This window comes from Amycolatopsis sp. NPDC005003, assembly GCF_053600695.1.
The window spans coordinates 52,890-75,847 of sequence record NZ_JBSGAI010000046.1; the positions used below are offsets into that span (position 1 = coordinate 52,890).

General features: G+C 72.9%; 22 protein-coding genes and 1 pseudogene. 16 read left to right on the top strand and 7 right to left on the bottom strand.

The features are described from left to right. The first annotated feature begins 2 nt into the window (after positions 1–2). From panD to ACWED2_RS38745, 3 genes are all read left to right on the top strand, one after another. A complete protein-coding gene (panD, locus tag ACWED2_RS38735; protein WP_449681763.1) occupies positions 3–416 on the top strand; it encodes an aspartate 1-decarboxylase in 414 nt (137 codons plus the stop codon). A gap of 67 nt (positions 417–483) precedes the next feature. Then, positions 484–1,506 carry an ABC transporter substrate-binding protein gene (locus tag ACWED2_RS38740; RefSeq protein WP_449695489.1) on the top strand — a complete coding sequence of 341 codons (1,023 nt, stop codon included), beginning with the start codon at positions 484–486 and terminating at the stop codon, positions 1,504–1,506. An 11-nt stretch (positions 1,507–1,517) separates the two neighbouring features. Then, on the top strand, positions 1,518–1,727 hold the full coding sequence (locus ACWED2_RS38745; protein WP_449695490.1) for an MbtH family protein: 210 nt from the start codon (positions 1,518–1,520) through the stop codon (positions 1,725–1,727). Positions 1,728–2,014: 287 nt separating this feature from the next. On the opposite strand, the gene ACWED2_RS38750 is transcribed toward ACWED2_RS38745, so the two are convergent. The 3 genes from ACWED2_RS38750 to ACWED2_RS38760 form a co-directional block, all read right to left on the bottom strand. Further along, a complete protein-coding gene (locus tag ACWED2_RS38750) occupies positions 2,015–3,766 on the bottom strand; it encodes an ABC transporter ATP-binding protein (RefSeq protein WP_449695491.1) in 1,752 nt (583 codons plus the stop codon). Further along, positions 3,763–5,433, bottom strand: coding sequence for an ABC transporter ATP-binding protein (locus ACWED2_RS38755; protein ID WP_449695492.1), 1,671 nt, complete (start codon positions 5,431–5,433; stop codon positions 3,763–3,765). The genes ACWED2_RS38750 and ACWED2_RS38755 overlap by 4 nt, the downstream gene beginning before the upstream one ends. A gap of 139 nt (positions 5,434–5,572) precedes the next feature. Beyond that, positions 5,573–6,439: a hypothetical protein gene (locus tag ACWED2_RS38760; protein ID WP_449695493.1), complete on the bottom strand. Its 867-nt coding sequence runs from the start codon at positions 6,437–6,439 to the stop codon at positions 5,573–5,575. Positions 6,440–6,484: 45 nt separating this feature from the next. On the opposite strand from ACWED2_RS38760, the gene ACWED2_RS38765 reads away from it, so the two are divergent. The 3 genes and pseudogenes from ACWED2_RS38765 to srmL all read left to right on the top strand — a co-directional run bounded on the left by ACWED2_RS38765 (position 6,485) and on the right by srmL (position 8,637). Next, complete coding sequence (locus ACWED2_RS38765) at positions 6,485–6,997, top strand: DinB family protein (protein WP_449695494.1); 513 nt, start codon at positions 6,485–6,487, stop codon at positions 6,995–6,997. Positions 6,998–7,087: 90 nt separating this feature from the next. Beyond that, positions 7,088–7,292 (top strand): annotated as a pseudogene (locus tag ACWED2_RS38770) (helix-turn-helix domain-containing protein); the annotation flags it as partial. 223 nt (positions 7,293–7,515) lie between these two features. Further along, positions 7,516–8,637 (top strand): PheS-related mystery ligase SrmL, encoded by a 1,122-nt coding sequence (gene srmL / locus ACWED2_RS38775; RefSeq protein WP_449695495.1) that lies wholly within the window; start codon positions 7,516–7,518, stop codon positions 8,635–8,637. Here srmL and ACWED2_RS38780 read toward each other — a convergent pair. Continuing rightward, positions 8,606–9,217: a dihydrofolate reductase family protein gene (locus ACWED2_RS38780; protein WP_449695496.1), complete on the bottom strand. Its 612-nt coding sequence runs from the start codon at positions 9,215–9,217 to the stop codon at positions 8,606–8,608. The genes srmL and ACWED2_RS38780 overlap by 32 nt on opposite strands. Positions 9,218–9,319: 102 nt before the next feature. Here ACWED2_RS38780 and ACWED2_RS38785 point away from each other — a divergent pair, with 102 nt between their 5' ends. The 6 genes from ACWED2_RS38785 (at position 9,320) to ACWED2_RS38810 (ending at position 14,711) form a co-directional block, all read left to right on the top strand. Then, the gene (locus ACWED2_RS38785) at positions 9,320–10,201 is read left to right on the top strand and encodes a LysR family transcriptional regulator (protein ID WP_449695497.1); all 882 of its coding nucleotides are present in this window, start codon (positions 9,320–9,322) and stop codon (positions 10,199–10,201) included. A gap of 10 nt (positions 10,202–10,211) precedes the next feature. Next, positions 10,212–10,922 (top strand): MBL fold metallo-hydrolase, encoded by a 711-nt coding sequence (locus ACWED2_RS38790; RefSeq protein WP_449695498.1) that lies wholly within the window; start codon positions 10,212–10,214, stop codon positions 10,920–10,922. Between the two features lie 136 nt (positions 10,923–11,058). Further along, on the top strand, positions 11,059–11,877 hold the full coding sequence (locus tag ACWED2_RS38795; RefSeq protein WP_449695499.1) for an ABC transporter permease: 819 nt from the start codon (positions 11,059–11,061) through the stop codon (positions 11,875–11,877). Beyond that, positions 11,862–12,566: an ABC transporter ATP-binding protein gene (locus ACWED2_RS38800; protein ID WP_449695500.1), complete on the top strand. Its 705-nt coding sequence runs from the start codon at positions 11,862–11,864 to the stop codon at positions 12,564–12,566. The genes ACWED2_RS38795 and ACWED2_RS38800 overlap by 16 nt, the downstream gene beginning before the upstream one ends. Beyond that, complete coding sequence (locus ACWED2_RS38805) at positions 12,553–13,563, top strand: ABC transporter substrate-binding protein (RefSeq protein WP_449695501.1); 1,011 nt, start codon at positions 12,553–12,555, stop codon at positions 13,561–13,563. Before ACWED2_RS38800 ends, ACWED2_RS38805 begins: the two co-directional genes overlap by 14 nt. Next, positions 13,560–14,711: an LLM class flavin-dependent oxidoreductase gene (locus ACWED2_RS38810; protein ID WP_449695502.1), complete on the top strand. Its 1,152-nt coding sequence runs from the start codon at positions 13,560–13,562 to the stop codon at positions 14,709–14,711. The genes ACWED2_RS38805 and ACWED2_RS38810 overlap by 4 nt, the downstream gene beginning before the upstream one ends. Positions 14,712–14,768: 57 nt before the next feature. Here ACWED2_RS38810 and ACWED2_RS38815 read toward each other — a convergent pair whose 3' ends face one another. The 3 genes from ACWED2_RS38815 to ACWED2_RS38825 all read right to left on the bottom strand — a co-directional run bounded on the left by ACWED2_RS38815 (position 14,769) and on the right by ACWED2_RS38825 (position 18,052). Next, positions 14,769–16,532 (bottom strand): glycosyl transferase, encoded by a 1,764-nt coding sequence (locus tag ACWED2_RS38815; RefSeq protein WP_449695503.1) that lies wholly within the window; start codon positions 16,530–16,532, stop codon positions 14,769–14,771. A gap of 87 nt (positions 16,533–16,619) precedes the next feature. Then, positions 16,620–17,405 (bottom strand): IclR family transcriptional regulator, encoded by a 786-nt coding sequence (locus ACWED2_RS38820; RefSeq protein WP_449695504.1) that lies wholly within the window; start codon positions 17,403–17,405, stop codon positions 16,620–16,622. Positions 17,406–17,461: 56 nt separating this feature from the next. Continuing rightward, positions 17,462–18,052, bottom strand: coding sequence for a TetR/AcrR family transcriptional regulator (locus tag ACWED2_RS38825; RefSeq protein WP_449695505.1), 591 nt, complete (start codon positions 18,050–18,052; stop codon positions 17,462–17,464). 86 nt (positions 18,053–18,138) lie between these two features. Between ACWED2_RS38825 and ACWED2_RS38830 the strand changes: the two genes are divergently transcribed. From ACWED2_RS38830 to ACWED2_RS38845, 4 genes are all read left to right on the top strand, one after another. Further along, positions 18,139–19,056 (top strand): oxygenase MpaB family protein, encoded by a 918-nt coding sequence (locus tag ACWED2_RS38830; protein ID WP_449695506.1) that lies wholly within the window; start codon positions 18,139–18,141, stop codon positions 19,054–19,056. A 9-nt stretch (positions 19,057–19,065) separates the two neighbouring features. After that, positions 19,066–20,091, top strand: coding sequence for an LLM class F420-dependent oxidoreductase (locus ACWED2_RS38835; protein WP_449695507.1), 1,026 nt, complete (start codon positions 19,066–19,068; stop codon positions 20,089–20,091). Positions 20,092–20,210: 119 nt separating this feature from the next. Beyond that, positions 20,211–21,524: an MFS transporter gene (locus ACWED2_RS38840; RefSeq protein ID WP_449695508.1), complete on the top strand. Its 1,314-nt coding sequence runs from the start codon at positions 20,211–20,213 to the stop codon at positions 21,522–21,524. Then, positions 21,511–22,929, top strand: a complete 1,419-nt coding sequence (locus tag ACWED2_RS38845) for a pyridoxal phosphate-dependent decarboxylase family protein (RefSeq protein ID WP_449695509.1) — start codon at positions 21,511–21,513, stop codon at positions 22,927–22,929. The genes ACWED2_RS38840 and ACWED2_RS38845 overlap by 14 nt, the downstream gene beginning before the upstream one ends. The last annotated feature ends 29 nt before the right edge of the window (positions 22,930–22,958 follow it).

Here is a 22,958-nt window from a genome sequence, read left to right on the forward strand (position 1 = left end):
ACGTGCACCGCACCCTGATGAACGCCAAGATCCACCGCGCCACCGTCACCCAGGCCGACCTGCACTACGTCGGCTCGCTGACCATCGACGCGGACCTGATGGCCGCCGCGGACATCGTCGAGGGGGAGCAGGTCCAGGTCGTCGACATCACCAACGGCGCCCGGCTGGAGACCTACGCCATCACCGGCGAGCCGGGGTCGGGCGTGATCGGTGTCAACGGCGCGGCCGCGCACCTGGTGCACCCGGGCGACCTGGTCATCATCATCACCTACGCGCAGGTGGAGGAGGCCGAGCGCGCCGGGCACCGGCCGCGGGTCGTGCACGTGGACGCGGACAACCGGCAGGTCCACCTGGGACACGACCCGGCCGAGCCGGTACCCGGCGCGGAAGCTCAGCTGTCGGGTCGTGGTCGCTGACACAGTTGCTTTTGAGAGGCTTACCTAAATAAGGTATGCCTAAGTTACTGGTCTGCGAGAGGTGCTCATGTCCGTGTTCCAAGCTGCCGGGCTCAGCCGGCGTGGATTCCTGATCGGGGCGGGTGGCGTCGTCGCCGCCGCGGCTCTCACCGCGTGCAGCAGCGGCGACAAGCCCGCGGCGACCGGTTCTTCCGGCCCGTGGGAGTTCACCGACGACCGCGGCCAGAAGACCTCGCGCGACCAGCGTCCGGCGCGCGTGGTGGCCTACGCCAGCTCGGCCGCCGCGCTCTGGGACTACGGCGTCCGCCCGGCCGGCGTGTTCGGCCCGCAGAAGACCGCCGACGGCGGCAAGGAGATCCAGGCCGGCAACATCGACCTCAACGCCGTCACTTCGATCGGCAACGCCTGGGACGACTTCAGCATGGAGAAGTTCGCCGCGCTCAAGCCGGACCTGGTCGTCACCGGCCTGACCGGCACCAAGCCGACGGACATGTGGGTGCTCACCGACGACCTCGGCCCCAAGGTGCAGCAGGTCGCGCCGATCGTCGCGCTGTCGGAGTACAAGGTCACGCTGCCGAAGGTGATCGAGCGCTACTCGCAGCTGGCCGTGGCGCTGGGCGGCGACGCGAACTCGGCGACCATGAAGCAGGCCAAGGCGGACTTCGAGAAGGCGTCCGAGGACCTGCGCGCGGCGGCGAAGGAGAAGGCCGGGCTGAAGGTCCTGGTGCTGTACGGCGACAAGGACGGCCTGTACATCGCCAAGCCGGACTACTTCGCCGACCTCGCCTACTACCGCGAGCTCGGCCTGGACATCGTCTCCGGCGGCGGCAGCGAGGACTACTGGGAGCAGCTGTCCTGGGAGCAGGCGGGCAAGTACCCGGCCGACCTGATCCTGACCGACTCGCGCTCGTACGCGCTGCCGCGGGCGCAGATGACCCAGTTCCCGACCTGGAACCAGCTGCCCGCCGTCAAGGCGAACCAGCTCGGTGACTGGTCCGCCGAGCCGCGCTTCAACCACCTGCTCGCCACGCCGGTCATCCAGAAGCTGACCGCGCTGGTGAAGGGTGCCCGCACGGACATCACCGCCTGAGGAGGCCCGCGATGACCAACCCGTTCGAAGACCCGTCCGCGACGTACCTGGTCCTGGTGAACGCGGAGAACCAGCACAGCCTGTGGCCGGAGTCCGTGGACGTCCCGGCCGGCTGGACGGTCGCCTTCGGCCCGTCGTCCCGCCAGGAGTGCCTGGACCACGTGGAAGCGAACTGGACGGACATGCGCCCCAAGTCCCTGGCCGACGCCATGGACGCCTGACCACCCTCCCGCACGACACGCCGGAAGCCACGCGGCTTCCGGCGTGTCGTCCATCCAGGCACGCGACCCGACCCTCCAGGTACGCAGGCCGACCCTCCAGGTACGCGACCCGACCCTCCAGGTACACGAGATGCCCCTCCAGGCACGCGAGATGCCTGCCTGATCACGCGAGTTCCGCCTTCAATCACGCGAGTTCCGGCCTCAGGCACGCCAGTTCCGTGTACCGGAACGGTCGGCTTGCGTATCCAGGCGGTCGGTTTGCGTACCTGGAGGGTCGGCTCGCGTGATCAGGCGCGCTGGCCGGACCAGGCTTCCCAGAGCTTCGCGTACTGACCACCCGCGGCGACCAGGTCCTCATGGGTTCCGGACTCCACGACGGCTCCCGCGTCCAGGACCACGATCCGGTCCGACGCCGCCGCCTGCGTGAGCCGGTGGGCCACGACCAGCGCCGTCCGTCCTTCCAGGGCCGCCGCGGCCGCCGCTTCCAGGACTTTCGAGCCCGCGCTGCCCGCCTCCGCCGTGGCCTCGTCGAGGATCGCGATCGGCGGGTCCGCCAGCACCAGCCGCACCAGGGCCAGCTGCTGCGCCTGCGTCACCGTCAGCTGGTGGCCGCCTTCGCCGACGACCGTCGCGAGCCCGTCCGGCAGCGACGAAACCCATGTCAACGCCCCCACCTTCGCCAGCGCGGCCCGGAGTTCGGCGTCCGACGCCGACGGGCGGGCCAGCCGCAGGTCGTCGGCCAGTGTGCCCGCGAAGACGTGGACCTCCTGGCTGATCAGCCCCACCGTCCGCCGCGTGGCGTCCGGGCCCAGCTCGTCCAGCGGCACGCCGCCGAGCGTCACCGATCCCGTGTCCGGGCGGTGGATGCCCGCGATCAGCTTGGCCAGCGTCGTCTTCCCAGCCCCGCTCGCGCCGACCAGGGCGACCCGTTCCCCGGGGGTGACCGCCAGGTCGACGTCGCGCAGCACCGGGTGACCGTCCACATAGGAGTAGCCGATGCCCGCGGTTTTCACCGACGCGTCCACCGGCCGTGACGGCTGCGCGGGCACCGCCTCGGCCGGGAGGTCCGCGACGCCGATCAGCCGCGCGAGGCTCGCCGCGGCCGCCTGCGCGTCGTCGACCAGCGCCAGTGCCGTGGTGATCGGCCCGAACAGGCTGTGGAAGTACAGTGCCGCCGCCGTCGCGACGCCGACCGTCACGGCGTCCGCGCCCACCAGCACGAACCCGAGCGCCAGCACCGCCGACAGCCCGACGAACTCCGCCAGGTTGAGCCGCGCGTAGAACCGCGTCACCAGCCGGATTCCCCGCAGCGCCAGCGAAACCGCGGCGTCGGACCGCTCGCGCACCCGCGAGAGGTGGGTGTCCGCCAGCCGGAACGCCCGGACCGTCTTCGCGCCGCCGATGGTGTCCAGCAGCTGCTGCTGTTGCGCCCCGACCGCCTCCCGCTGGGCGGCGTACAGCGGCTTCGCACGCGGCACGTACCAGCGCACGGTCCACAGCTGGATCGGCACGGCCAGCAGCGCGGCCAGCAGGAACCGCCAATCCAGCACGGCCAGCGCGCCGAACGTCAGCACGACCGTCAGTACCGACCGCCCCAGCTCGGGCAGTGCCTGCCGGACACCTTCGGCGACCACCGAGACGTCGTTCGTCACGCGGGCGGTGAGGTCGCCGGAGCCGGCGCGTTCGAGCTGTTCGAGCGGCAGGCCGAGGGCGCGTTCGACGAAGCGTTCGCGCAGCTCGGCCAGGATCGTCTCGCCCAGCCGCGCCACCAGCGACACGCCGATCGCGGTCGCCACCGCCTGCGCCACCGCGACGAGCACCAGGCCCACGATCGGCGTGACCAGGTCCGCGGCCGGGTGGCGCGTGGCGACCAGGTCGACGACCCGGCCGAGCAGCGGCGCGGTCAGCAGGCCGATCGCGGTGGCCGCGAACAGCATCGTGAACGCCGCCGCCGCGCGGCCTTTCGCCCGGCCGACGAGCTCGCCGACGACGGCGCGGATCCGCCGCCCGTCGGCCACGGGCAGGAGTTCGCGGGTCATGACAGCACCGCCGCTCGGTAGTCGGGACGGCCGGCCAGCTCGGCGTGGCTGCCTTCGCCCGTGACGCGACCGTCGTCGAGCAGGACGACGCGGTCGGTCGCGGCCAGCAGCGCCGGGCTGGTGGTGACGAGGATCGTGGTGCGGCCGCGCCGCAGCTCGGCGAGGCCGGCGGCGATCCGGGCCTCGGTGACGGTGTCGACGGCGGTCGTCGGATCGTGCAGCACCAGCACCGGCGCGTCGGCGGCCAGCGCCCGGGCGAGCGCGACCCGCTGCCGCTGCCCACCCGACAGCGACCGGCCACGTTCGGTGACGGCGGTCGCGACGCCGTCGGGCAGCGCGCTCGCCACCTCGTCGACGGCGGCCGCGGTCATCGCCTCGGCCGTCTTCGGCCCGGTGGTCACGTTCTCGGCGACCGTGCCGGCGAACAGGTCGGCGTCGTGCGCGGCGACCAGCACCACCTCGCGGACCCGGCTCGGCTCCACAGTGGACAGGTCCACCGAGTCGACCGACACCGAGCCGCCCGCGGGATCGGCGGCCCGGCCCAGGCAGTCCAGGAGGTCCGTCGCGGCGGCCGGGTCGGTGGCCACCACCCCCAGCAGCTCACCCGGACGCGCCTCGAACCCGACGTCGCGCAGGGCGCCGCGGTTCAGCGCGGAGAGCTTGACGTGCCCGGCCGCCGGAGCCGGCAGGGCCGCGTCCCCGCCGCCGACGGCGGGCGGCGCGTTGAGCACGTCGGCGATGCGCGCGGCCGACGCCCGGCCCTGCGCGAGCTCACCGTTGACCCACGAGAAGATCGAGAACGGCGTGATCAGGTACTGCGCGAGCCCGACCGCGGCGACCAGGTCGCCGACGCTGATGTCGCCCGCCGCGGCGAGGTTGCCGCCGACGAGGGCGACCACGGCTATGAAGATCCCGGTGAGCGCGAGCAGCGCGCCGTTGTGCCAGGCCTGGGCGCGGGCCGCGCGCAGCGTCGCCCGCAGCGAGTCCTGGCTGGTGCGGCGGTAGCGGTCGACCGCCGCGCGTTCGGCGCCGACGCCCTTGAGCACCCGCAGCCCGGCGACGAGGTCGGTGGCGACGCCGGAGGCGAACGCCGACCGCTCCTGCTCGGCCTCGCTGCGGCGCTCGAGGGGCTTCCCGATCAGGTGGGCGAGGTACAGCATCGGCGGCGTGCCGAGCAGCACGAGCAGGCCGAGCGGCAGCGACATGGTGAGCAGCGCGACGGCGCTCACGAGCAGCCCGGCCAAGCCGGCGACGCCGAAGGGCAGCACGCCGTTGACGGTGCCGACGCGCTTGGCGTCCGACGTCCCGATGCTGACCAGCTCGCCGGCGAGGGTGCCGGAGCCGCCCACGCCGCCGGGGTGCAGCACCCGGCGTCCGACGTCGAGGCGGAGGTCGTGGGCCGCGCGTTCGGCGGCGCGCTCGCCGAAGCGGGCGCCGAGGCGGTAGCTGGTCGACAGCGCGGCGAAGAGCACGCCCAGCACCGCCAGCCAGACCAGCAGCGTGCCCACCGAGCCGCCCGCGACGGCGTGGTCGATGACCACGCCGATCACCACCGGGACCAGTGCTTCGCCGCCTTGGTGGCTCGCGGTCAGCAGCGCGGCGAGCGCCACCGATCGTCGTTGCCCGGCGATCGACCGGCGGAGGACTTCCCGTCCCGTCGTGCTCACCCGCGCCTCCCTCTCCAGAGCTGGGATAGGTAAGGCTAGTCTAAGTAAAGAAGTTACGGGAACACTGTCGGCTTCGTCTCGGAACCTCGTTCCGGTCAGGCCGGCGCTACGGGCTGCGACCTGGCGGCTTCGGGCGACCTCAGCCGTCGGCCGACGGCTGAACGAGGTTCTCGGTCCGCGGTTCGGCGGCCGGTTCGCCGAACCGCGCCAGCGCGAGCGCGGCCACGACGGCGAGGGCGAACCCGGCGACGGCCACGAGCGCGAAGCCGGGCCGCGTGCGGTCGCCGAGCGCCACCACCCCGACCAGTGCCGGAAAGATCGTCTCGCCGAGGATCATCATCGCGGTCGAAGTGGTGACGCTCCCGCGCTGCAACGCCGTCGCGTAGAACAGCATCGCCATCCCGCCGGCGATCGCGACGGTGTAGGTGGCGAGGTCGGTGAGCAGGTCGAGCGGCGCGAGGCTGGGGATGATCCGGCCGGCGATGGCGACGACGCCGAAGCACAGCCCGGCGACGAGCCCGAGCGCCGGCGTCCGGATCCGGCGGCTCGCCTTGCCCGCGGCGATCCCGGCCACGGCGAGAACGGCGACCGCGCCGGCGAGCGCCAGCCGGAAGCCGAGCCCGACGGGATCCGAGCCCTCGCTTTCGGCGGCGGCGCCGAGCAGGGCGAGCCCGGCGCACACGACACCGACGGCGGCCCATTCCTTCTTGCCGAGCCGCACGCCGAGGAACCGCGCGGCGACGGCGGTGACGGCGAGGCTCGCGGCGAGCGCGGCCTGGACGACGAACAGGGGTAGCACGTGCAGGGCCACGATCTGCGCGACGAACCCGAGGACGTCCAGCGACAGTCCCAGCACGAACCTCCACTGGCCGAGCACCCGGACCAGCAGCTTCGGGTCGACCCCGGCGGAACCGGTGTCGGTGGCCCGCGCGGCGACCGACTGCATCACCGAAGCCACGCCGTACGCGCATGCGGCGCCCAAGGCGCAGAGCAGTCCCCACCACATGCCGGTCACTCTATTTTGTCGGACCCGTGGGGTACGGTCCCGGTCATGTCGAACACGAGTTCGAAGACGCATCGCCAGTGGCCGTCGCCCCTGGCGGGAGACGAGCTGCGTCTGTTGCTGGATTTCCTGCAGTTCCTGCGCGCGACGGCGGTGAACAAGCTGGCCGGGCTGACGGTGGCCCAGGCGTCGGCGACACCACTGCCCTCGTCGCCGCGGATGAGCGCGCTGGGGGTGGTGAAGCACCTGACGGCGGTGGAGCGCTGGTGGCTGGCGATCGAGGCGGGCGGGGCGGACCTGCCGTCGCTGTGGGCGGGCAGCCCGGACCCGAGCTGGGACCTCGCCCCGGAGGACACCCCGGCCTCGGTGGTGGCGGCGTACAAGGCGGAGTGGGCACGGGTGGAGAAGGCGTTGCGAGGCCTCGGGCCCGACGACCGCACCCGGCGGCGGTCGGAGTTCACCGTGCGGTGGGTGGTGGCGCACGTGGTCCAGGAGACGGCGCGGCACGTGGGGCACCTGGACGTCCTGCGCGAGCTGGCCGACGGGGAGGTGGGTGAATGACCCGACGGTGAGGTGGTGGCGGTGGGTGGGCGAGGGGAGGGAAAGGAGAGATCCGTCCGGATCGCGCCTCGGCCGGGCGATTCCTGGCTCGACGAGGCCTGGACGGCGCTGACCCTGCACCGCGGCGCGGGTCGCCGACATCGGCCCGCTGCGCACCCTGCGCGCGCACGACGAATCGGGCCGGGCCGGCTATGTCGAGACGCTCTACGAGTGGCTGCGGCACGCCGGCGACCCGCGGGCGGCGGCGCGGGAGCTGCGGATCCACCCGAACACCCTGCGGTACCCCGCAGCTCGGCGGTGGGCCCGGGCACCCGGCGCATGCCCGGCCCGGAAAACCGGGTGACAAGCGCGGCTACCCTGGATTCGTGGCCGTCGTTGCGGAGTACCGCCGATTTACCGGCCCCCTGGCCCGTTCCGGGCGCCAGCGGGGTGTCGGTGCCATGTCCGCCTGAACCTTCGCCGGGCCGCCCGGGCCAGGGGAACCGTCCCCGAAACCCGCCCAGCCCGGAGGTTCCGCCATGCCCGCAACACTCACCCCGGCCCAGCTCGCCCGCGATCTCGCCGTCCGCGATCTCACCGATCCCGCCGCCGGGCCGCACGCCGTCCAGCTGCTTGTCGACCAAGCCGTCGAAGCGCTCGCCGGCCTGTGGTCCTGTGACGTCCGGAGAAGCCCCGGCGCGCGCATCGTCACCGTGGCCGACAACTACGACAACCTCGGCTACGACCCGGCCGACATCACCCGCGACGCCCGCTACACCCGGTACGTCGACGCCGGTCACGTCCTGCGCAGCCACTCCACCGCCCTCATCCCCGCCGCCCTCCGGAACCTGGCCGCGAACCCGGCCGACGACGTGCTGCTTGTCTGCGCGGGCGTCGTCTACCGCCGCGACAGCATCGACCGGCTGCACAGCGGCACGCCGCACCAGCTCGACCTCTGGCGGATCGTCCGCGGCACCGTCACCCGCGCCGACCTCGAGGAGATGGTCGCCGCCCTCGTGCCGGACCGGCGGTGGCGGCTCGAAGCACGCCGCCATCCGTACACAGTGGACGGTGCCCAGCTCGACGTCGAGCACGACGGGCGCTGGGTCGAGGTCGCCGAGTGCGGGCTCGCCCACCCGGGCGTCCTCGCGCGGGCGGGGCTCACCGGCGGCTGGTCCGGCCTGGCGCTCGGCATGGGCCTCGACCGGATGGTCATGCTGCGCAAGGGCATCCCGGACATCCGGCTGCTGCGCTCCACTGAGCCGGCCGTCGCCGCCCAGCTGACGGACCTCGCGCCCTACCGGCCGGTCTCCGCGCTGCCGCCGGTGCGCCGCGACCTGTCGATCGTGGTGCCGGCCGACGACCGTGCCGAAGACCTCGGCGACCGCGTCCGGGAGGCCCTGGGCGAAGGCGTCGTCGAGTCGGTCGAGATCCTGCAGGAGACCCCGTACGCCCGGCTGCCGGCGCAGGCGCGAGCCCGGCTCGGCGCGACGCCGGACCAGAAGAACCTCCTCGTCCGCCTGGTGCTCCGGCCCCTGGACCGGACGCTGTCCGATCACGAGGCGAACGTCCTCAGGGACCGGGCCTACGCCGCGCTGCACCGGGGGAGCGTCCACCAGTGGGCCGAGCTCAGCGGAGGACGCGATAGCGGAGGTGCGTGACCGAGGTGGTCGCCCGGGCGTCCACCTGCTCGAGGTTCAGCGGCGGGACGCCGTCGAACAACCGGACGCCGTCGCCGAGCGTGTACGGCGCGACGTGCAGCCGGACCTCGTCGATCAAGCCCGCGGCGAGGTACTGGTTCACGGTGGTCGCGCCGCCGTGGACGGAGATCCCGCCGTCGCCCGCCGCCTCGCGGGCGCGGGCCATCGCGGCCTCGATGCCGTCGGTGACGAAGTGGAACGTGGTGCCGCCCGCCATCGGCTGCGGCTCGCGCGGGTGGTGGGTGAGCACGAAGACCGGGCCGTGGTAGGGCGGGTTCTCGCCCCACCAGCCCGTCCACGGCCGGTCCCACTCGCCCCGCACCGGGCCGAACATGTTGCGCCCCATGATGAACGCCTTGGCCGTCATCATCCGGTCGAACTCGGCCGGGTGCTCGTCGCGGCCTTCGCCGTACCAGGCGTGCAGCTTGCCGCCCCAGCCGTCGCCGCCGTCGTCGCCGAACGGGCGCTGCTCGGTCTGGTGGTGGCCGGCTGCGTACCCGTCGAGGGTGATCGTGAGGTCGCAGGTCACCTTGCCGGTCATGTCCGTGTCCTCCTCGGTCGGCTGCTCCGGAACCAGGATGGCCCGCACCTGACATGACGTCCAATGTCAATAGAGCCGAAAACCCATTGATATCGTTGATGAATGCTGAACCTGGTCCAGCTCAAGGTCCTGGCCGCGGTGGCCCGGCACGGTTCGGTGACCGAGGCGGCCCGCGAACTCCACTATTCGCAGCCGTCGGTGAGCCACCACCTGGCCCGCCTGGAAGCGGCCACCGGCGCTCGGCTCGTGCAGCGGGCCGGGCGCGGGATCCGGCTGACACCGGAAGGGCGCCTGCTGGCCGACCGCGCCGCCGAAATCGCCGGACGCGTGGCCGCGGCGGCCGAAGAGCTGGCCGCGCAGGTCGGCCTGCGAGCCGGGCGCGTCCGGCTGGGCGCCAATGCGTCGACGCTGAGCACTCTCGTGCCGAGAGCGGTCGCGTCGCTGGCGGCGGCACACTCCGGGCTCGAGCTGGCCCTGATCGACCGGCATCCCGTCGAAGCACTGGACATGCTGCGCCGCGGCGAACTCGACGTCGCTCTCGTCTTCCAGCACGCCGGCGCCCCGCTCGAGGGGGAAGGCTTCCGGTTCCGCCACCTCGCCGACGACCCGATCCACCTGATCAGCCCGCACCCGGACGCCGTCTTGGCCGACCACCGCGACTCGGCCTGGATCGGCGGCTGCCCCCGGTGCCGCGCGGAGCTGACCGCCATCTGTGCGGGGGCGGGTTTCAGCCCGCGCCTCGGCTCGTTCAGCGACGACATGGTCGTCGTGCAGTCCCTGGTCGCCGCCGGCCTCGGCGTCGCGACCCTGCCCGGGCTCGCCCTGGAAGCGCACCGCCGCCCGGACATCCACGCCACCGAACTCCCCGGCGTCCACCGCCGCATCCACGCGGCCACCTACGGCGACCCGCCGGACCCGCCCGCGGTGGCCGCCCTCCTGGCCGCCCTCACCCGTGCCGCCACATCGGGGCGGAACGGACCGTAGGGTGTCCGGCATGACTGATCGGCTCTACTTCCGGCAGCTGCTCGCCGGGCGTGACTTCGCCGTCGGGGATCCCGTCGCGACGCAGATGGTGAACTTCGCCTACCTGATCGGCGATCGCGAGACCGGGGACGCCGTCGTCGTCGACCCGGCCTACGCCGTCCAGGATCTGGTCGACGTGCTGGCGCAGGACGGGATGCGGCTCACCGGGGTGCTCGCCACCCACCACCACCCCGACCACGTCGGCGGCGAGATGCTCGGCTTCTCACTGCCCGGGATCGCCGAGCTCCTCGCGATCGAGCAGGTGCCGATCCACGTCAACGGTGCCGAGACCGAGTGGGTCAAGCGGGTCACCGGGGTCTCCGGCACCGATCTGCGCGCGCACGACCACGACGACGTCCTCGAGGTCGGGGCCGTCCCGATCCGGCTGCTGCACACCCCCGGGCACACGCCGGGCAGCCAGTGCTTCCTGGTCGAGGACAAGCTCGTCTCCGGCGACACGCTCTTCCTGGAAGGCTGCGGCCGCACCGACTTCCCGGGCGGCGACGCCGACGAGATCTACCGCAGCCTGCAAGCACTCGCCGGCCTGCCCGGTGATCCCGTCGTCTACCCCGGGCACCAGTACTCCGCCGAGCCGTCGGCCGCGCTGTCGGACGTCAAGCGCACGAACTTCGTCTACCGGCCGCGGTCGCTCGACGAATGGAAGGTCATGTTCGGCGGCTGAGCCGGGCCGAGCCAAGTGCGTTCCACGGGGTGAAACACGGGGTGTTCACGGAGTGGGCACCGATTGACTTCGCTTCCCACTCCCCGGATGGTCGGGACCACGCAATCCCGTACGTCCCCGTCCCCGGGAGAAATCCGTGTCGATTTCCACCACGGGCGTGCTCGCGCACGTCCGGAAACGCGCCGCCGAGCCGCCGCGCAAAGCCGGCAGGCGGCCCGATCTCCGGCGCTGGATCAGCCCGGTGGTGCTGCTCGCCGCCTGGCAGGTGGCCAGCGCCACCGGCGTCCTGCCGCCCGACAAGCTCAGTGCACCGTGGACGGTCGTGCAGGCCGGCATCGAAGTGGCGCGCAGCGGAGAACTCGGGAACGCCTTCGCCGTTTCGCTCGGCCGGGTCGGCGCCGGCTTCGCGCTCGGTGCCTTCGCCGGCGTCCTGCTCGGCATCGTCTCCGGGCTGTCGCGCTGGGGCGAGGCCCTGGTCGACCCGCCGGTGCAGATGCTGCGCACGCTGCCGTTCCTCGGCCTGATCCCGCTGTTCATCCTGTGGTTCGGCATCGGTGAAGAGACGAAGATCGTGCTGGTCGCCCTCGGCGTGGCCTTCCCGCTCTACCTCAACGTCCACTCGGGAATCCGCGGCGCCGACCCGGCGCTGGTCGAAGCGTCGCGGGCGCTCGGGTTCAGCCGCGCGGAACGGCTCTGGCACGTCGTCCTGCCCGGCGCGCTGCCGCAGGCGCTCGTCGGGCTGCGGCAGTCGCTCGGCCTGGCCTGGCTCGCGTTGATCGTCGGCGAGACGGTCAACGCCGACGCCGGCGTCGGTTACCTCATCAACAACGCCCGCGAATTCCTGCGCACCGACGTCGTGGTCGTCGGATTGGTCCTGTACGCCCTGCTCGGCCTGGTCACCGACGCGCTGGTCCGGCTGCTCGAACGGAAGGTGCTGCGGTGGCGAACCCGGTAGCCGAGGTCCGCGGCCTCACCAAGCGGTTCGGCGAACGGACCGTCCTCAATGGACTCGACCTGACCGTCGGGCGCGGCGAATTCGTCGCCCTGCTCGGCCGCAGCGGGTCCGGCAAGTCGACGCTCCTGCGGGTGCTCGCCGGGCTCGACGACGACGTCGAAGGCCGCGCGGAAGTCACCGGGACGGTTTCGGTCGCGTTCCAGCAGCCGAGACTGCTGCCGTGGCGGAAGGTGTGGCGCAACGTCGTCCTCGGCCTGCGCCAGGACGGCGTCACGAAGTCCCGCAACCGCGCACTGGCCGAAAAGGCACTGGCCGAAGTGCACCTGGCCGAGCACGCCGACGACTGGCCGCTCACGCTGTCCGGCGGCGAGGCCCAGCGCGTGTCGCTGGCCCGCGCGCTGGTGCGCGAACCCGGCCTCCTGCTGCTCGACGAGCCGTTCGGCGCCCTCGACGCGCTGACCCGGATCTCCATGCACGGCCTGGTGCTCGACCTCTGGCGGCGGCACCGGCCGGGCGTGCTGCTGGTGACCCACGACGTCGACGAAGCCCTGCGGCTCGCCGACCGGGTCCTGGTGCTCGACGACGGCCGGATCGTGGCCGCCCACCGCCCGCGCGAAGCCGATGACCACGACAACCTTCGCCGCCGCGTGCTGGCCGACCTGGGAGTGATCGAAGATGCTGTGGCGTAAGGGAATCATCGTGCTCGCGGCGGCGCTGGCCGTGTCCGCGTGCGGCACGGCGGGCGGCGACGGCCCGGACGCCGTGCCGGCCGCGGTGAGCGCGGCGGACCTGGCGAAGGTGACGCTCAAGGTGGGCGACCAGAAGGGCGGCGTGAAATCCCTGCTCACCGCGGCGAACCTGCTGCAGGACACGCCGTACAAGATCGAGTGGGCGACGTTCACCTCGGGTCCGCCGCTGCTCGAGGCCGCCTCGGCCGGCGCGATCGACGCCGGGCGCGTCGGCAACACGCCGCCGATCTTCGCGGCCGCCGCGAAGGCGAAGATCAAGGTGATCAGCGTTGCGCGCAGCAATGTCGAGCGAGAGGCGATTCTCGTCCCGCCGGACTCGCCGCTGCAGGACGTCGCGTCGCTGAAGGGCAAGACGATCGGCGTCGCGAAGGGTTCCTCGGCGCACGGGCAGCTGCTGAACACCCTGCACAACAACGGCCTGTCCACAAAGGACGTCAAGCTGAGTTTCCTGCAGCCGTCCGAGGCCTACGCCGCGTTCACCCAGCACACCATCGACGCCTGGGCGATCTGGGACCCCTACACCGCACAGGCGCAGCTCGAAGCCCACGCGCGGGTGCTGGCCGACGGCCGCGGCGCGTCGAACGGCCTGGCCTTCCTGACCGCGAGCACGGCCGCGCTCGGCGACGCCGGCAAGAACTCCGCCCTGCGCGACTTCGCCGTGCGCGTGGTCGAGGCGCAGAAGTGGGCCGACACGCACCGCGACGCGTGGGCGCAGGCGTGGGCCAAGGAGACCGGGTTGAAGCTCGAAGTCGCGCAGAAGGCCGTCGATGCGGGCCGCGACCGGCCGATCGTGCTGGACGACTCCGTGGTGGCGTCCGAACAGCAGCTCGCGGACGCCTTCACCGACGAGAAGACTCTGCCGGGCAAGGTGGACTTCGCCGCCTTCGTCGACCGGCGGTTCGGTCCCGACCTGGACCAGGCGAGGAGCAACGGATGAGCATCAGGCTGCACTGGTTCCTGCCCACCAGCGGTGACGGCCGCACGATCGTCGAACGCTTCCACGCCAACCGGTCCGCCGGCCCGGCCGCCCAGCGCGACCCGGACCTGGACTACCTGGCCCAGGTCGCCCGCGCGGCCGAGCGCCAGGGCTTCGAGGGCGTCCTGACGCCGACCGGCACCTGGTGCGAAGACGCGTGGCTCACCACGGCCGCGCTGATCCGCGAGACGACCCGGCTGAAATTCCTGGTCGCCTTCCGCCCGGGCGTCATCTCCCCGACGTTGGCCGCGCAGATGGCGGGGACGTTCCAACGGCTGTCCGGTGGCCGCGTGCTGCTCAACATCGTCACCGGCGGTGACGCTGTGGAGCAGCGCCGGTTTGGCGACTGGCACGACCACGACGCCCGGTACGCGCGCACCGGCGAGTTCCTGACCATCGTGCGCGGCGTCTGGTCCGGCGAACCCTTCAGCTTCGAAGGCGAGCACCTGCGCGTGGAAGGCGCGACGACGCTGGCCGCGCCCGATCCGGTGCCGCCGATCTACTTCGGCGGCTCGTCGCCGGCCGCGCTGCCGGTCGCGGCGCGGCACGCCGACGTCTACCTGACCTGGGGCGAGCCGCCCGCACAAGTCGCGGAGAAGATCGGGAAGGTGCGCGAGCTCGCCGGGGACCGGCCGATCCGGTTCGGCGTCCGGCTGCACACGATCTCGCGCGACACCTCGGCCGAGGCCTGGGCGGAGGCGCAGAAGCTGCTCGACGCGCTGAGCCCCGAGCAGGTGGCGAAGGCGCAGGCCCAGCTGGCCGCGAGCGAGTCGGTGGGCCAGCAGCGGATGGTCGCGCTGCACGGCGGCCGGACCGACGGCGGGGTCCGCGGGCTGGAGATCCACCCGAACCTGTGGGCGGGCATCGGCCTGGTCCGCGGCGGCGCGGGAACCGCGCTGGTCGGCAGCCACGAAGAAGTCGCGGACCTGATCGAGGAGTACCGCTCGATCGGCGTGAGCGAGTTCGTGCTGTCGGGCTACCCGCACCTGGAGGAGGCGTACTGGTTCGGCGATGGCGTCCGCCCGGAGCTGGCCCGGCGCGGCCTGCTGGCGGACGTTCCCGCCCTGCACCGGCCGGCGCACCCGGAGCGCAACGTCGCCGCGCTGTAGCGGTGCGGCGGGGGTGCGCCGCTCGTCCCCGCCGCACCGGCGCGTGCCCCCCGGCGGCTACCGGCTCAGGGGGAGGAGCCCGGCCGGCGCGAACAGCGGGTAGGTGACGAGCACGCCGCCGGCGGTGCGGACGACCGACGACGGGCGGAAGAGGTCGCGCTGGCCGGTGTAGAAGGCGGTGGTGCCGTCTTCGTGGCCGGTCAGCAGCACCCGGCGGCGCGGCTGCCCGGCGGCGTCCTCGCCCGGGACCTCGGGAAAGGCCGCGATCCCCACGGGCTGGATGGCGGCGAGCGCGGCGATCGTCGCGATGAGCCGCGGGTCGGCGCAGCCTTCGCGCAGCACCGCGGCGGCGTCGGAGGTCAGCGCGATCCGGGCTGACGAGGACAGCGCTTCGCCCGCGTGCGCCCGGGCCGGGGCCTCCGGGGGTGCGGCGGGATCGGCCGGGGCGAGCCCGAGGCGCCAGACGGTGACCCTGGTGCCGCCCGAGCCGAACCTGGCGGTGGGGCCGGCGTCGGCGAAGGCGCCGTCGAGGGCCGGATAGCGCACCCGGAGCCCGGTTTCGTCGCCGGTGAAGACGGCCCATTCGGCGGCCGGGCAGGTGATGGCGCAGGTGGTGGGCGGCGCCAGCATGCCGGTCGGCCAGCCGGCGTTCGCCAGTTCGGCCCAGGCCGCGTCGTCGACGAGGAGCCGGGAGCCGGAAGCGTTGGTCTTGAGCCAGTCCCGGGCGGCGGCGAGCGGGCCGCCGCGGTCGACGGTCGGCCGGAGGGCGGGGTAGCCGATGCCCCAGCTGACGGCGATGGTGGCGGCCAGCGCACCGGCGGCGAGCACCGGGGCGATCCGGCGGTGGCCCGGGCGGTCGCGGTGGGCGGGGAGGCGCCGCCGGGGCACCGCCTGGGCGACCCCCGCCAGCAGCAGCGGTGTCACCGGGACCAGCAGCGCCAGCACCGCCGTGTCCGGCACGCCCGGCACGAGCAGCGTCGCCGCGAGCAGCACGCCGCTCGCGGCCAGCGGTCGCACCGCCGGGACCGCCAGCGCCGCCAGCAGCCCGGCCACCGACAGCGCCACCCACACCGGGTCCAGGGCCGCCCAGTCGGCCACCGAGGGCGGGGTCGCCGCGGCCAGGTGCGGCCGGAGCGCCGAAGCCGCCGGCCCGAACGCGATACCCAGGCCGAGATTGAGCACCACCGCCACCAACGCGGCCCGGACCGGTGCCCGGCGCGCCAGCAGCCAGCCCGCCGCGGGCAGGAAGAACAGCGCCAACGGCGACGTCAGCACCGCCGCCAGCAGGCACCCCGCCGCCGCGATGTCGTGGCGGATGCGGGCCCGGCGGCGGGTGATCAGGACCAGCGCCCCCAGCGCCCACGCCGCGGCCAGGTGCTCGACGACGACCAGCCGCTGCAACCCGAGCGCGAGCGGCGAGGCCGCCAGGAGCAGCACCGCCGCGGCCGACGCCCAGCGCGTCAGGCCCAGCCGCCGCCCCAGCATCCACATCAGCACCGCGCCGGCGAGCGCCGCGACCAGCACCGTCTCGCGGACCGCGGCCAGTGCCGTGGCCGAGCGGCCGAACGCGTCCGAAACCATCGTGGCCGCCGCCAGCTGCAGCCAGCCGAACGGGCTCACGCCGGCTCCGCCGGAGTCGGCGAACGACGTCAGGTTGCCGAGCGCGTAGGCGTGGGCGACGGTGGCCGCCTCCGCGGGCAGGGCCGGGTCGGGCGCCGCGAGGTAGAGCACCCGCAGCCCGCCGGCCAGCGCCAGCAGCGCGAGCACGATGTCGAGCGACAGCAACCGGTGCGCGGCGGAAACCGGGCGGTGCTGGACCATTGCACGGATCGTAGCGGGTGGCGGCGACCGCTCCGGGATCGGGACCGCGGACGCCGCCGCTCGCCGGAAATCCTTGGCCCAGCGAGATTATCGTCGACTGTCCGCAGTGGAGCCCGACAGCGTCCGGGTCAACGCGAGCGCGACCGTCCGGACGGCCGGGGCGACCCGTTCGGTCCGCATCCGGTTGGCCCAGCCGGAGATCGACACCGCGGCCACCGCGACGCCGCGGGTGTCGAGCAGCGGGCTGGCCGCGCACACCACGCCGACGCCGGATTCCTCGCGCTCCAACGCGATTCCGTCCTCGCGGACCCGCGTGAGCTGACGGCGCAGCAGGCCGGGCGCGGTGATCGTCCGCGCGCTCATCCGCGGCAGCCCGGCGTCGATCACCTGGTTCACCACCGATTCCGGGGAGAACGCCAGGATCGCCTTGCCGACGCCGGTGGCGTGCGCGGGAAACCGGCCGCCGATGCGCGAAGGCAGCGTCGGCGCGTCCGGGCCGCGCAGCACGTCGAGGTACACCACTTCGGTGCCTTCGAGGATGGCCAGGTGGACGGTGTTGCGCGTGGCTTCGCGCAGGTCGGCCAGGTACGGCCGGGCCGCCTCGACCAGGCCGCGCCGCGGCGAGGCCAGCTGGCCGATTTCGAACAGGCGGAGCCCGAGCCGCACCGCGGCCGCCTCGCGTTCGAGCAGCCCGGTCTCGGTCAGGTGCCCGACGAGCCGGTGCACCGTCGTCTTCGCCAGCCCGGTCCGGCGGGCCAGTTCGGAGACGCCGAGGGTCTCGTCACCCGGCCGGAAGGCTTCCAGGAGCGCGGCGAGCCGGGCCGCGACGAGGCCGTCGCCGCTCACGCCGTCGTTCCGCCCAGCGGTACGCATGGGTTGAGTCTGCCCGATCCGCCGCGCGACTGTCACGAGGCCGGAAGGAGGTGGGGTCAGTGGCCGTCGGCGCCGAGGACGAGTTTCACGCAGTGCGCGACGAGCCGCTCGCGCGAAACTTTCAGCGACCCGTCGAGATAGGCGATGAACACGTTGCTCAGCGCCCCGACCAACCCGACGGCGGCCATCCGGCGTTCCGTCTCGTCGCCGTGGGACAGCTGCTCGCCGACGAGCGCGGCGAACACCGGCAGCAGGTGCAGGCCGCGGCTGGTCAGCGCCGGGTCGGTGAGCGGGGCGAGCAGCAGGATCCGGCCCTTGCGGGGGTCGTCGACGATCAGCTCGACGAAGGCGCGCACGGCGTTCTCGGCCCGCAGGAGCGGTGTGGGGGCGTCCCGGACGGCGTCGACGAGCGCCTGCCGCGCCTCTTCTCCGACGTGCTCGTACACGGCTGCGACGAGCTCTTCGCGGTCGGCGAAGCTCTCGTAGAAGTAGCGCTCGGTCAGCTTCGCCCGCCGGCACACCGCGCGGACGCTCGTCGCGGCCGAGCCCTCGGTGCCCAGCAGCTCCAGGCCGGCCGCCAGGAGCTGCTCGCGCCGGAGCGCCTTCCGGTCGTCCAGCGTCGTGCCCGCCCAGGTCCGGCCCGGCATCACAGCTCCTCGGTTGACTACAACTGTTGTCAGATCCTAGCCTGACAACAGCCGTAGTCAGTTCCGGACCCGACGAGGAGTGCGCGATGGAACCCCGACCGCTCGGTCCGGACTCGCTGACGTGGAAGTACTTCGGCGACTGGCGCGGCCTGCTCATCGGCCTGTGGGCCGGCTCCATGCAGAACATGCACCCCGGCCTCGGCGCGGGCGTCGAGCAGCACTCGCGGTTCTTCGAGGAGCGCTGGCAGCGGCTGTTCCGGTCGCTCTACCCGATCGGCGGGGTGGTCTTCGACGGCCCACGCGCCCACGCGACCGCCCTCGAAGTCCGCGGCTACCACGACCGCATCAAGGGCGTCGACGCGCAGGGCCGCCGCTACCACGCCCTCGACCCCGACACCTACTACTGGGCGCACGCGACGTTCTTCGTCAGCACGATCCTCATCGCCGACCACTTCATGGGCGGCATCGGCGAGGCCGGGAAGCGGCAGCTGTTCGAGGAGCACGTCCAGTGGTGGCGGCTCTACGACATGTCCATGCGGCCGGTGCCGGAGACCTGGGAAGACTTCCAGCGCTACTGGAAGCACATGTGCACCGAGGTCCTGGAGGACAACAAGGCCACCCGGGACGTCCTCGACATCCGCGGGCTCGGCAAGCCGCCGTTCCTGCCCTGGCTGCCGGACGCGCTGTGGCGGCCGGTGCAGCGGGTGGTCGCCCGCGGCTTCGTCTGGCTGACGATCGGCCTGTACGACCGCGAGGTCCGCGACCTGCTCGGCTTCGCCTGGTCCGAGCGTGACGCGCGGCGGCACCGGCGGGCCGGGAAGCTGATCGACGCCGTGTTCAAGCTCGTCCCGCACGACCGCCGCTACCACCCTCGCGCCCGGGCCGGCTGGCGTCGCGAGCGCGGCGAGGTGGCTGCGGACGCGCCCTTGGTCGAGACTCCACCCAGGAACCTGCCCCCGCTGTCGGAGCGGGGCAAACCCGAGCACTACGCGCCGAATGTCTAGGAGGCTTTCGTGAAGCTGGGATTCCACGTCGGGTACTGGCAGAGCGGCCCGACCCCGGGTGCGCTGGAAGCCGTCCTGAAGGCCGAGGAGCTCGGCTTCGACTCGGTGTGGACGGCGGAGGCGTACGGCTCGGACGCCTTCACGCCGCTGGCCTGGTACGGCGCTTCCACCAGCCGGATCCGGCTCGGCACGAACATCGTCCAGATGGCCGCCCGGACCCCGACGGCGACGGCGATGAGCGCGCTGACCCTCGACCACCTCTCCGGCGGCCGGATGGTGCTCGGGCTCGGCGCGTCCGGCCCGCAGGTCGTCGAGGGCTGGTACGGCCAGCCGTACCCGAAGCCGCTGGCCAGGACCCGCGAATACGTCGACATCGTGCGGCAGGTGATCGCCCGCGAGGCGCCGGTGACCCTCGACGGCGACCACTTCCAGCTGCCCTACCGGGGCGGCACCGGGCTCGGCAAGCCGCTGAAGCCGACGGTGCACCCGCTGCGCAAGGAGATCCCGATCTTCCTCGCGGCGGAGGGCCCCAAGAACGTGGCCCTCGCCGCGGAGATCGGCGACGGCTGGCTGCCGCTGTTCTTTTCGCCGAAGAGCAACGGCTTCTACCAGGCCGCGCTCGAAGAGGGCTTCTCGAGGCCGGGCGCGCGGCACACCCTGGAGACGTTCGAGGTGCCGTGCTCGCTGCCGGTGATCGTGCACGACGACGTCGAGGAGGCGGCGAGCTGGATCAAGCCGTCGCTGGCGTTGTACATCGGCGGGATGGGCGCCAAGAGCGTCAACTTCCACCACGACGTGTACGCGCGGCTCGGCTACGGCGACGTCGCCGACAAGGTCCAGGAGCTCTTCCTCGCCGGCCGCAAGGAGGAGGCGGCCGCGGCGATCCCGACGTCGCTGGTGGAGGACACCTCGCTGATCGGGCCGCCGGCGAAGATCCGCGACGACCTGCAGGCCTGGGAGGAGACCGTGGTGACCCAGCTGCTCCTGCGCGGTGACGCGGCGACACTGGCGAAGATCGCCGACGTGCTGGGCTGACCCGGGCCCGATCGTGGCCTTGGTCACGACGATGGCACGATTCCCCTCGACCACTACCGGGCGCGCGCCGAGATCGAATACTCATGGCCTGCACCCGGTACGCATCCGAGGAGGACCTGTTGGCGACGCTGTCCGGCCGGACGAGGTTCCGCTATTCGCTCGGCTCGTTCGTCACCGGGTCCTTCGGCACGGTCCCCGGCCTGGTCCTGGTCAAGTACCTGACCGACACCATGGCCGTGCCCGCCGGCTGGGCCGCCGCGATCGTGTTCGTGCCCAAGGCCTGGGACGTGCTGTTCAACCCGGTGGCGGGAAGGCTGTCCGACGCCGACCTGATCAAGACCGGCAGCCGGCGGCGCTTCCTGCTGATCGGCGGCATCGGCGTGGCGATCCTGTTCGCGGCGATGTTCGCCCACCCCGGCTTCGGCGATCCGCTGCCGGACGCGCTGTACGTGGCGATCATGTTCGCCGCCTGCGCGACCGCGTACGCGCTGTTCCAGGTGCCGTTCAACGCACTGCCCGCCGAGCTGACCGAGTCGGCGACCGAGCGCACGAAGCTCACCAGCGTCCGCATCGGCGTGCTCGCCGTGACGATCCTGATCTGCGGCGGCGGCGCGCCCGCCATCAGCACCGGCATCGGCGGGGTCACCGGCTACCGCGTGATGGCCGTGGTGATCGGGCTCATCGTGCTGGCCGCGACGCTGCTGGTGTACTTCGGGCTCGAGGACGCGCCGGTCGGCTCGCTGCGGCCGAACACCGTGAGCCTGAAGGAGCTCGTCCGCACGCTCGCCGGCTGGCGGCCGTTCCGCTGGCTGCTCGGCACGTACTTCATCCAGGCGCTGGGCATCGGCACCGTGCTCGCCGCGATCCCGTTCTTCGCCCAGCGCATCCTGGGCGACGAGGGCTACGGCACGATCCTGTTCGTCATCTTCGTCGGCCCGGCGCTGGTCACCATGCCGCTGTGGCCGAGGCTGGGCGACCGGGTGGGCAAGCTCAACGGTTTCCGCCTGGCGACGGCCGCGTTCGCGCTCGGCCTGCTGGGTCTCGTGTTCGCCCAGTCGATCCCGCTGGTCGTCTCGTTCGTCTTCGTGGCGCTGTGCGGCGTCGGCTACGCGGGGATTTCGGTGTTCCCGCTGGCCATCCTGCCCGACCTGATCACGGCCGAGGAGGAGCGCACCGGGGAGACCCGCGCGGGGATCGCGGCGGGCGTGTGGACCGCGGGGGAGACCCTCGGGCTGGCCTTCGGCGGCGGCCTCTGGGCCCTGATCCTGGCCTTCGGCGGGTACGTCTCCAGCACGGACGCCACGGCGTTCCAGCCGCACAGCGCGATCGTGGCGATCCTGGTCGGGGCGTCGGTGATCCCCGGCGTGCTCATCGCGCTGGCCCTGCCGCTGCTGCGGCGCTCGGTGCTGGAGCCCCGCCATGAACCCGCCTGAGGATGTCCTCGCGGCGCTGCGGGAGCTGCGCGCGGGCGACCTGCCGACGCACGGCGGCCGGACCCTGGCCTACGTCTACGACAGCGGTCTGTCCGAAGTGGACTCCCTGGGCGCGGCGGCGCACGCGCTCGCGTCGTCGGCCAACGGCCTGGACCCGACGGCGTTCCCGAGCCTGCTGAAGATGGAAAACGACCTCGTCTCCGCGGCTGCCGCGCTGCTCGGCTCGGTGCCCGGAGTGGTCGGTTCGGTGACGTCCGGCGGCACCGAATCGTGCCTGCTGGCGGTGTTGGCCGCGCGGGACGCGAACCCTTCGGTCGCGGCGCCGTCTCTGGTCCTGCCGATGACCGCGCACGCGGCCTTCCACAAGGCGGCCCACCTGTTCGGGCTGCGGCGGATCGACGTCCCGGTCGACCCGGTGACGTTCCGCGCCGACCCGGCGGCGATGGCCGCGGCGATCGACGAGTCGACGGTCCTGGTGGTGGCGAGTGCGCCGTCGTACGCCCACGGCGTGCTGGACCCGATCGCCGAGATCGCGGCGGCGGCTCTCGAGCGCGGCGTCCGGATGCACGTCGACGCCTGCATCGGCGGCTGGGTGCTGCCGTACTTCGCCCGGCTCGGCGCGGACGTGCCGCCGTTCGACTTCCGGGTGCCCGGCGTCACGAGCATTTCGGTGGACCTGCACAAGTACGCGTACTGTCCGAAGGGGACGTCGGTGCTGCTGCACGCTTCGGCGCAGCTGCGGCGCACGCACTACTTCGCGAGCGCGGCCTGGCCGGGCTACACGATGCTCAACACGACGATCCAGAGCACGCGGTCGGGCGGGCCGCTCGCCGCGGCGTGGGCGGTGGTGAACCACCTCGGTTCCGAGGGCTACCTTCGCCTGGCTTCGGCCGCCCGCGAGGCGACTTCCCGCATCCGCGCGGGCATCGAGGAACTCCCCGGGCTGCGGGTGCTCGGCGACCCGGTGTCGACGCTGATCGCGTTCACCGGCGACGACGATTTCGACCTGTTCACGGTGGCCGACGAGATGAAGGCGCGCGGCTGGTACGTCCAGCCGCAGTTCGCTCATCTGTCGTCCCCGGTGAACCTGCACCTGACGGTGACGGCGGCCAACCACGGCAGCGAGAAGGAGTTCCTGACCGACCTCGCGGCCGCGGTGGACGCGGCCCGCGCGGCCGGCCCGGTGGTCGTCGACCCCGCCGTGGCGGAGTTCGTGGCGGCCCTCGACCCGGACACGCTGACTCCTGAGCAGTTCGCGGGCCTGCTCGCCGCGGCGGGCCTCGGCGGCGCTTCGGGACTTCCGGACCGGATGGCCCCGATCAACGCGCTCCTCGCAACGGCGCCGGCGCCGTTGCGGGAGCGGCTGCTGCTCGAGTTCCTGGGCGCGCTCTACACCCCCTCGTGAGTGGTAATTCGGGTTAGAACCCGAATTAC

What these genes read in the sequence shown, in the direction of transcription:
- ACWED2_RS38740 (WP_449695489.1), top strand. Translation starts at nt 484, where the DNA reads ATGTCCGTGTTCCAAGCTGCCGGGCTCAGCCGGCGTGGATTCCTGATC.
- ACWED2_RS38745 (WP_449695490.1), top strand. Translation starts at nt 1,518, where the DNA reads ATGACCAACCCGTTCGAAGACCCGTCCGCGACGTACCTGGTCCTGGTG.
- ACWED2_RS38750 (WP_449695491.1), bottom strand. Translation starts at nt 3,766, where the DNA reads ATGACCCGCGAACTCCTGCCCGTGGCCGACGGGCGGCGGATCCGCGCC.
- ACWED2_RS38760 (WP_449695493.1), bottom strand. Translation starts at nt 6,439, where the DNA reads ATGTGGTGGGGACTGCTCTGCGCCTTGGGCGCCGCATGCGCGTACGGC.
- ACWED2_RS38765 (WP_449695494.1), top strand. Translation starts at nt 6,485, where the DNA reads ATGTCGAACACGAGTTCGAAGACGCATCGCCAGTGGCCGTCGCCCCTG.
- srmL (WP_449695495.1), top strand. Translation starts at nt 7,516, where the DNA reads ATGCCCGCAACACTCACCCCGGCCCAGCTCGCCCGCGATCTCGCCGTC.
- ACWED2_RS38780 (WP_449695496.1), bottom strand. Translation starts at nt 9,217, where the DNA reads ATGACCGGCAAGGTGACCTGCGACCTCACGATCACCCTCGACGGGTAC.
- ACWED2_RS38785 (WP_449695497.1), top strand. Translation starts at nt 9,320, where the DNA reads ATGCTGAACCTGGTCCAGCTCAAGGTCCTGGCCGCGGTGGCCCGGCAC.
- ACWED2_RS38790 (WP_449695498.1), top strand. Translation starts at nt 10,212, where the DNA reads ATGACTGATCGGCTCTACTTCCGGCAGCTGCTCGCCGGGCGTGACTTC.
- ACWED2_RS38805 (WP_449695501.1), top strand. Translation starts at nt 12,553, where the DNA reads ATGCTGTGGCGTAAGGGAATCATCGTGCTCGCGGCGGCGCTGGCCGTG.
- ACWED2_RS38810 (WP_449695502.1), top strand. Translation starts at nt 13,560, where the DNA reads ATGAGCATCAGGCTGCACTGGTTCCTGCCCACCAGCGGTGACGGCCGC.
- ACWED2_RS38815 (WP_449695503.1), bottom strand. Translation starts at nt 16,532, where the DNA reads ATGGTCCAGCACCGCCCGGTTTCCGCCGCGCACCGGTTGCTGTCGCTC.
- ACWED2_RS38820 (WP_449695504.1), bottom strand. Translation starts at nt 17,405, where the DNA reads ATGCGTACCGCTGGGCGGAACGACGGCGTGAGCGGCGACGGCCTCGTC.
- ACWED2_RS38825 (WP_449695505.1), bottom strand. Translation starts at nt 18,052, where the DNA reads ATGCCGGGCCGGACCTGGGCGGGCACGACGCTGGACGACCGGAAGGCG.
- ACWED2_RS38830 (WP_449695506.1), top strand. Translation starts at nt 18,139, where the DNA reads ATGGAACCCCGACCGCTCGGTCCGGACTCGCTGACGTGGAAGTACTTC.
- ACWED2_RS38845 (WP_449695509.1), top strand. Translation starts at nt 21,511, where the DNA reads ATGAACCCGCCTGAGGATGTCCTCGCGGCGCTGCGGGAGCTGCGCGCG.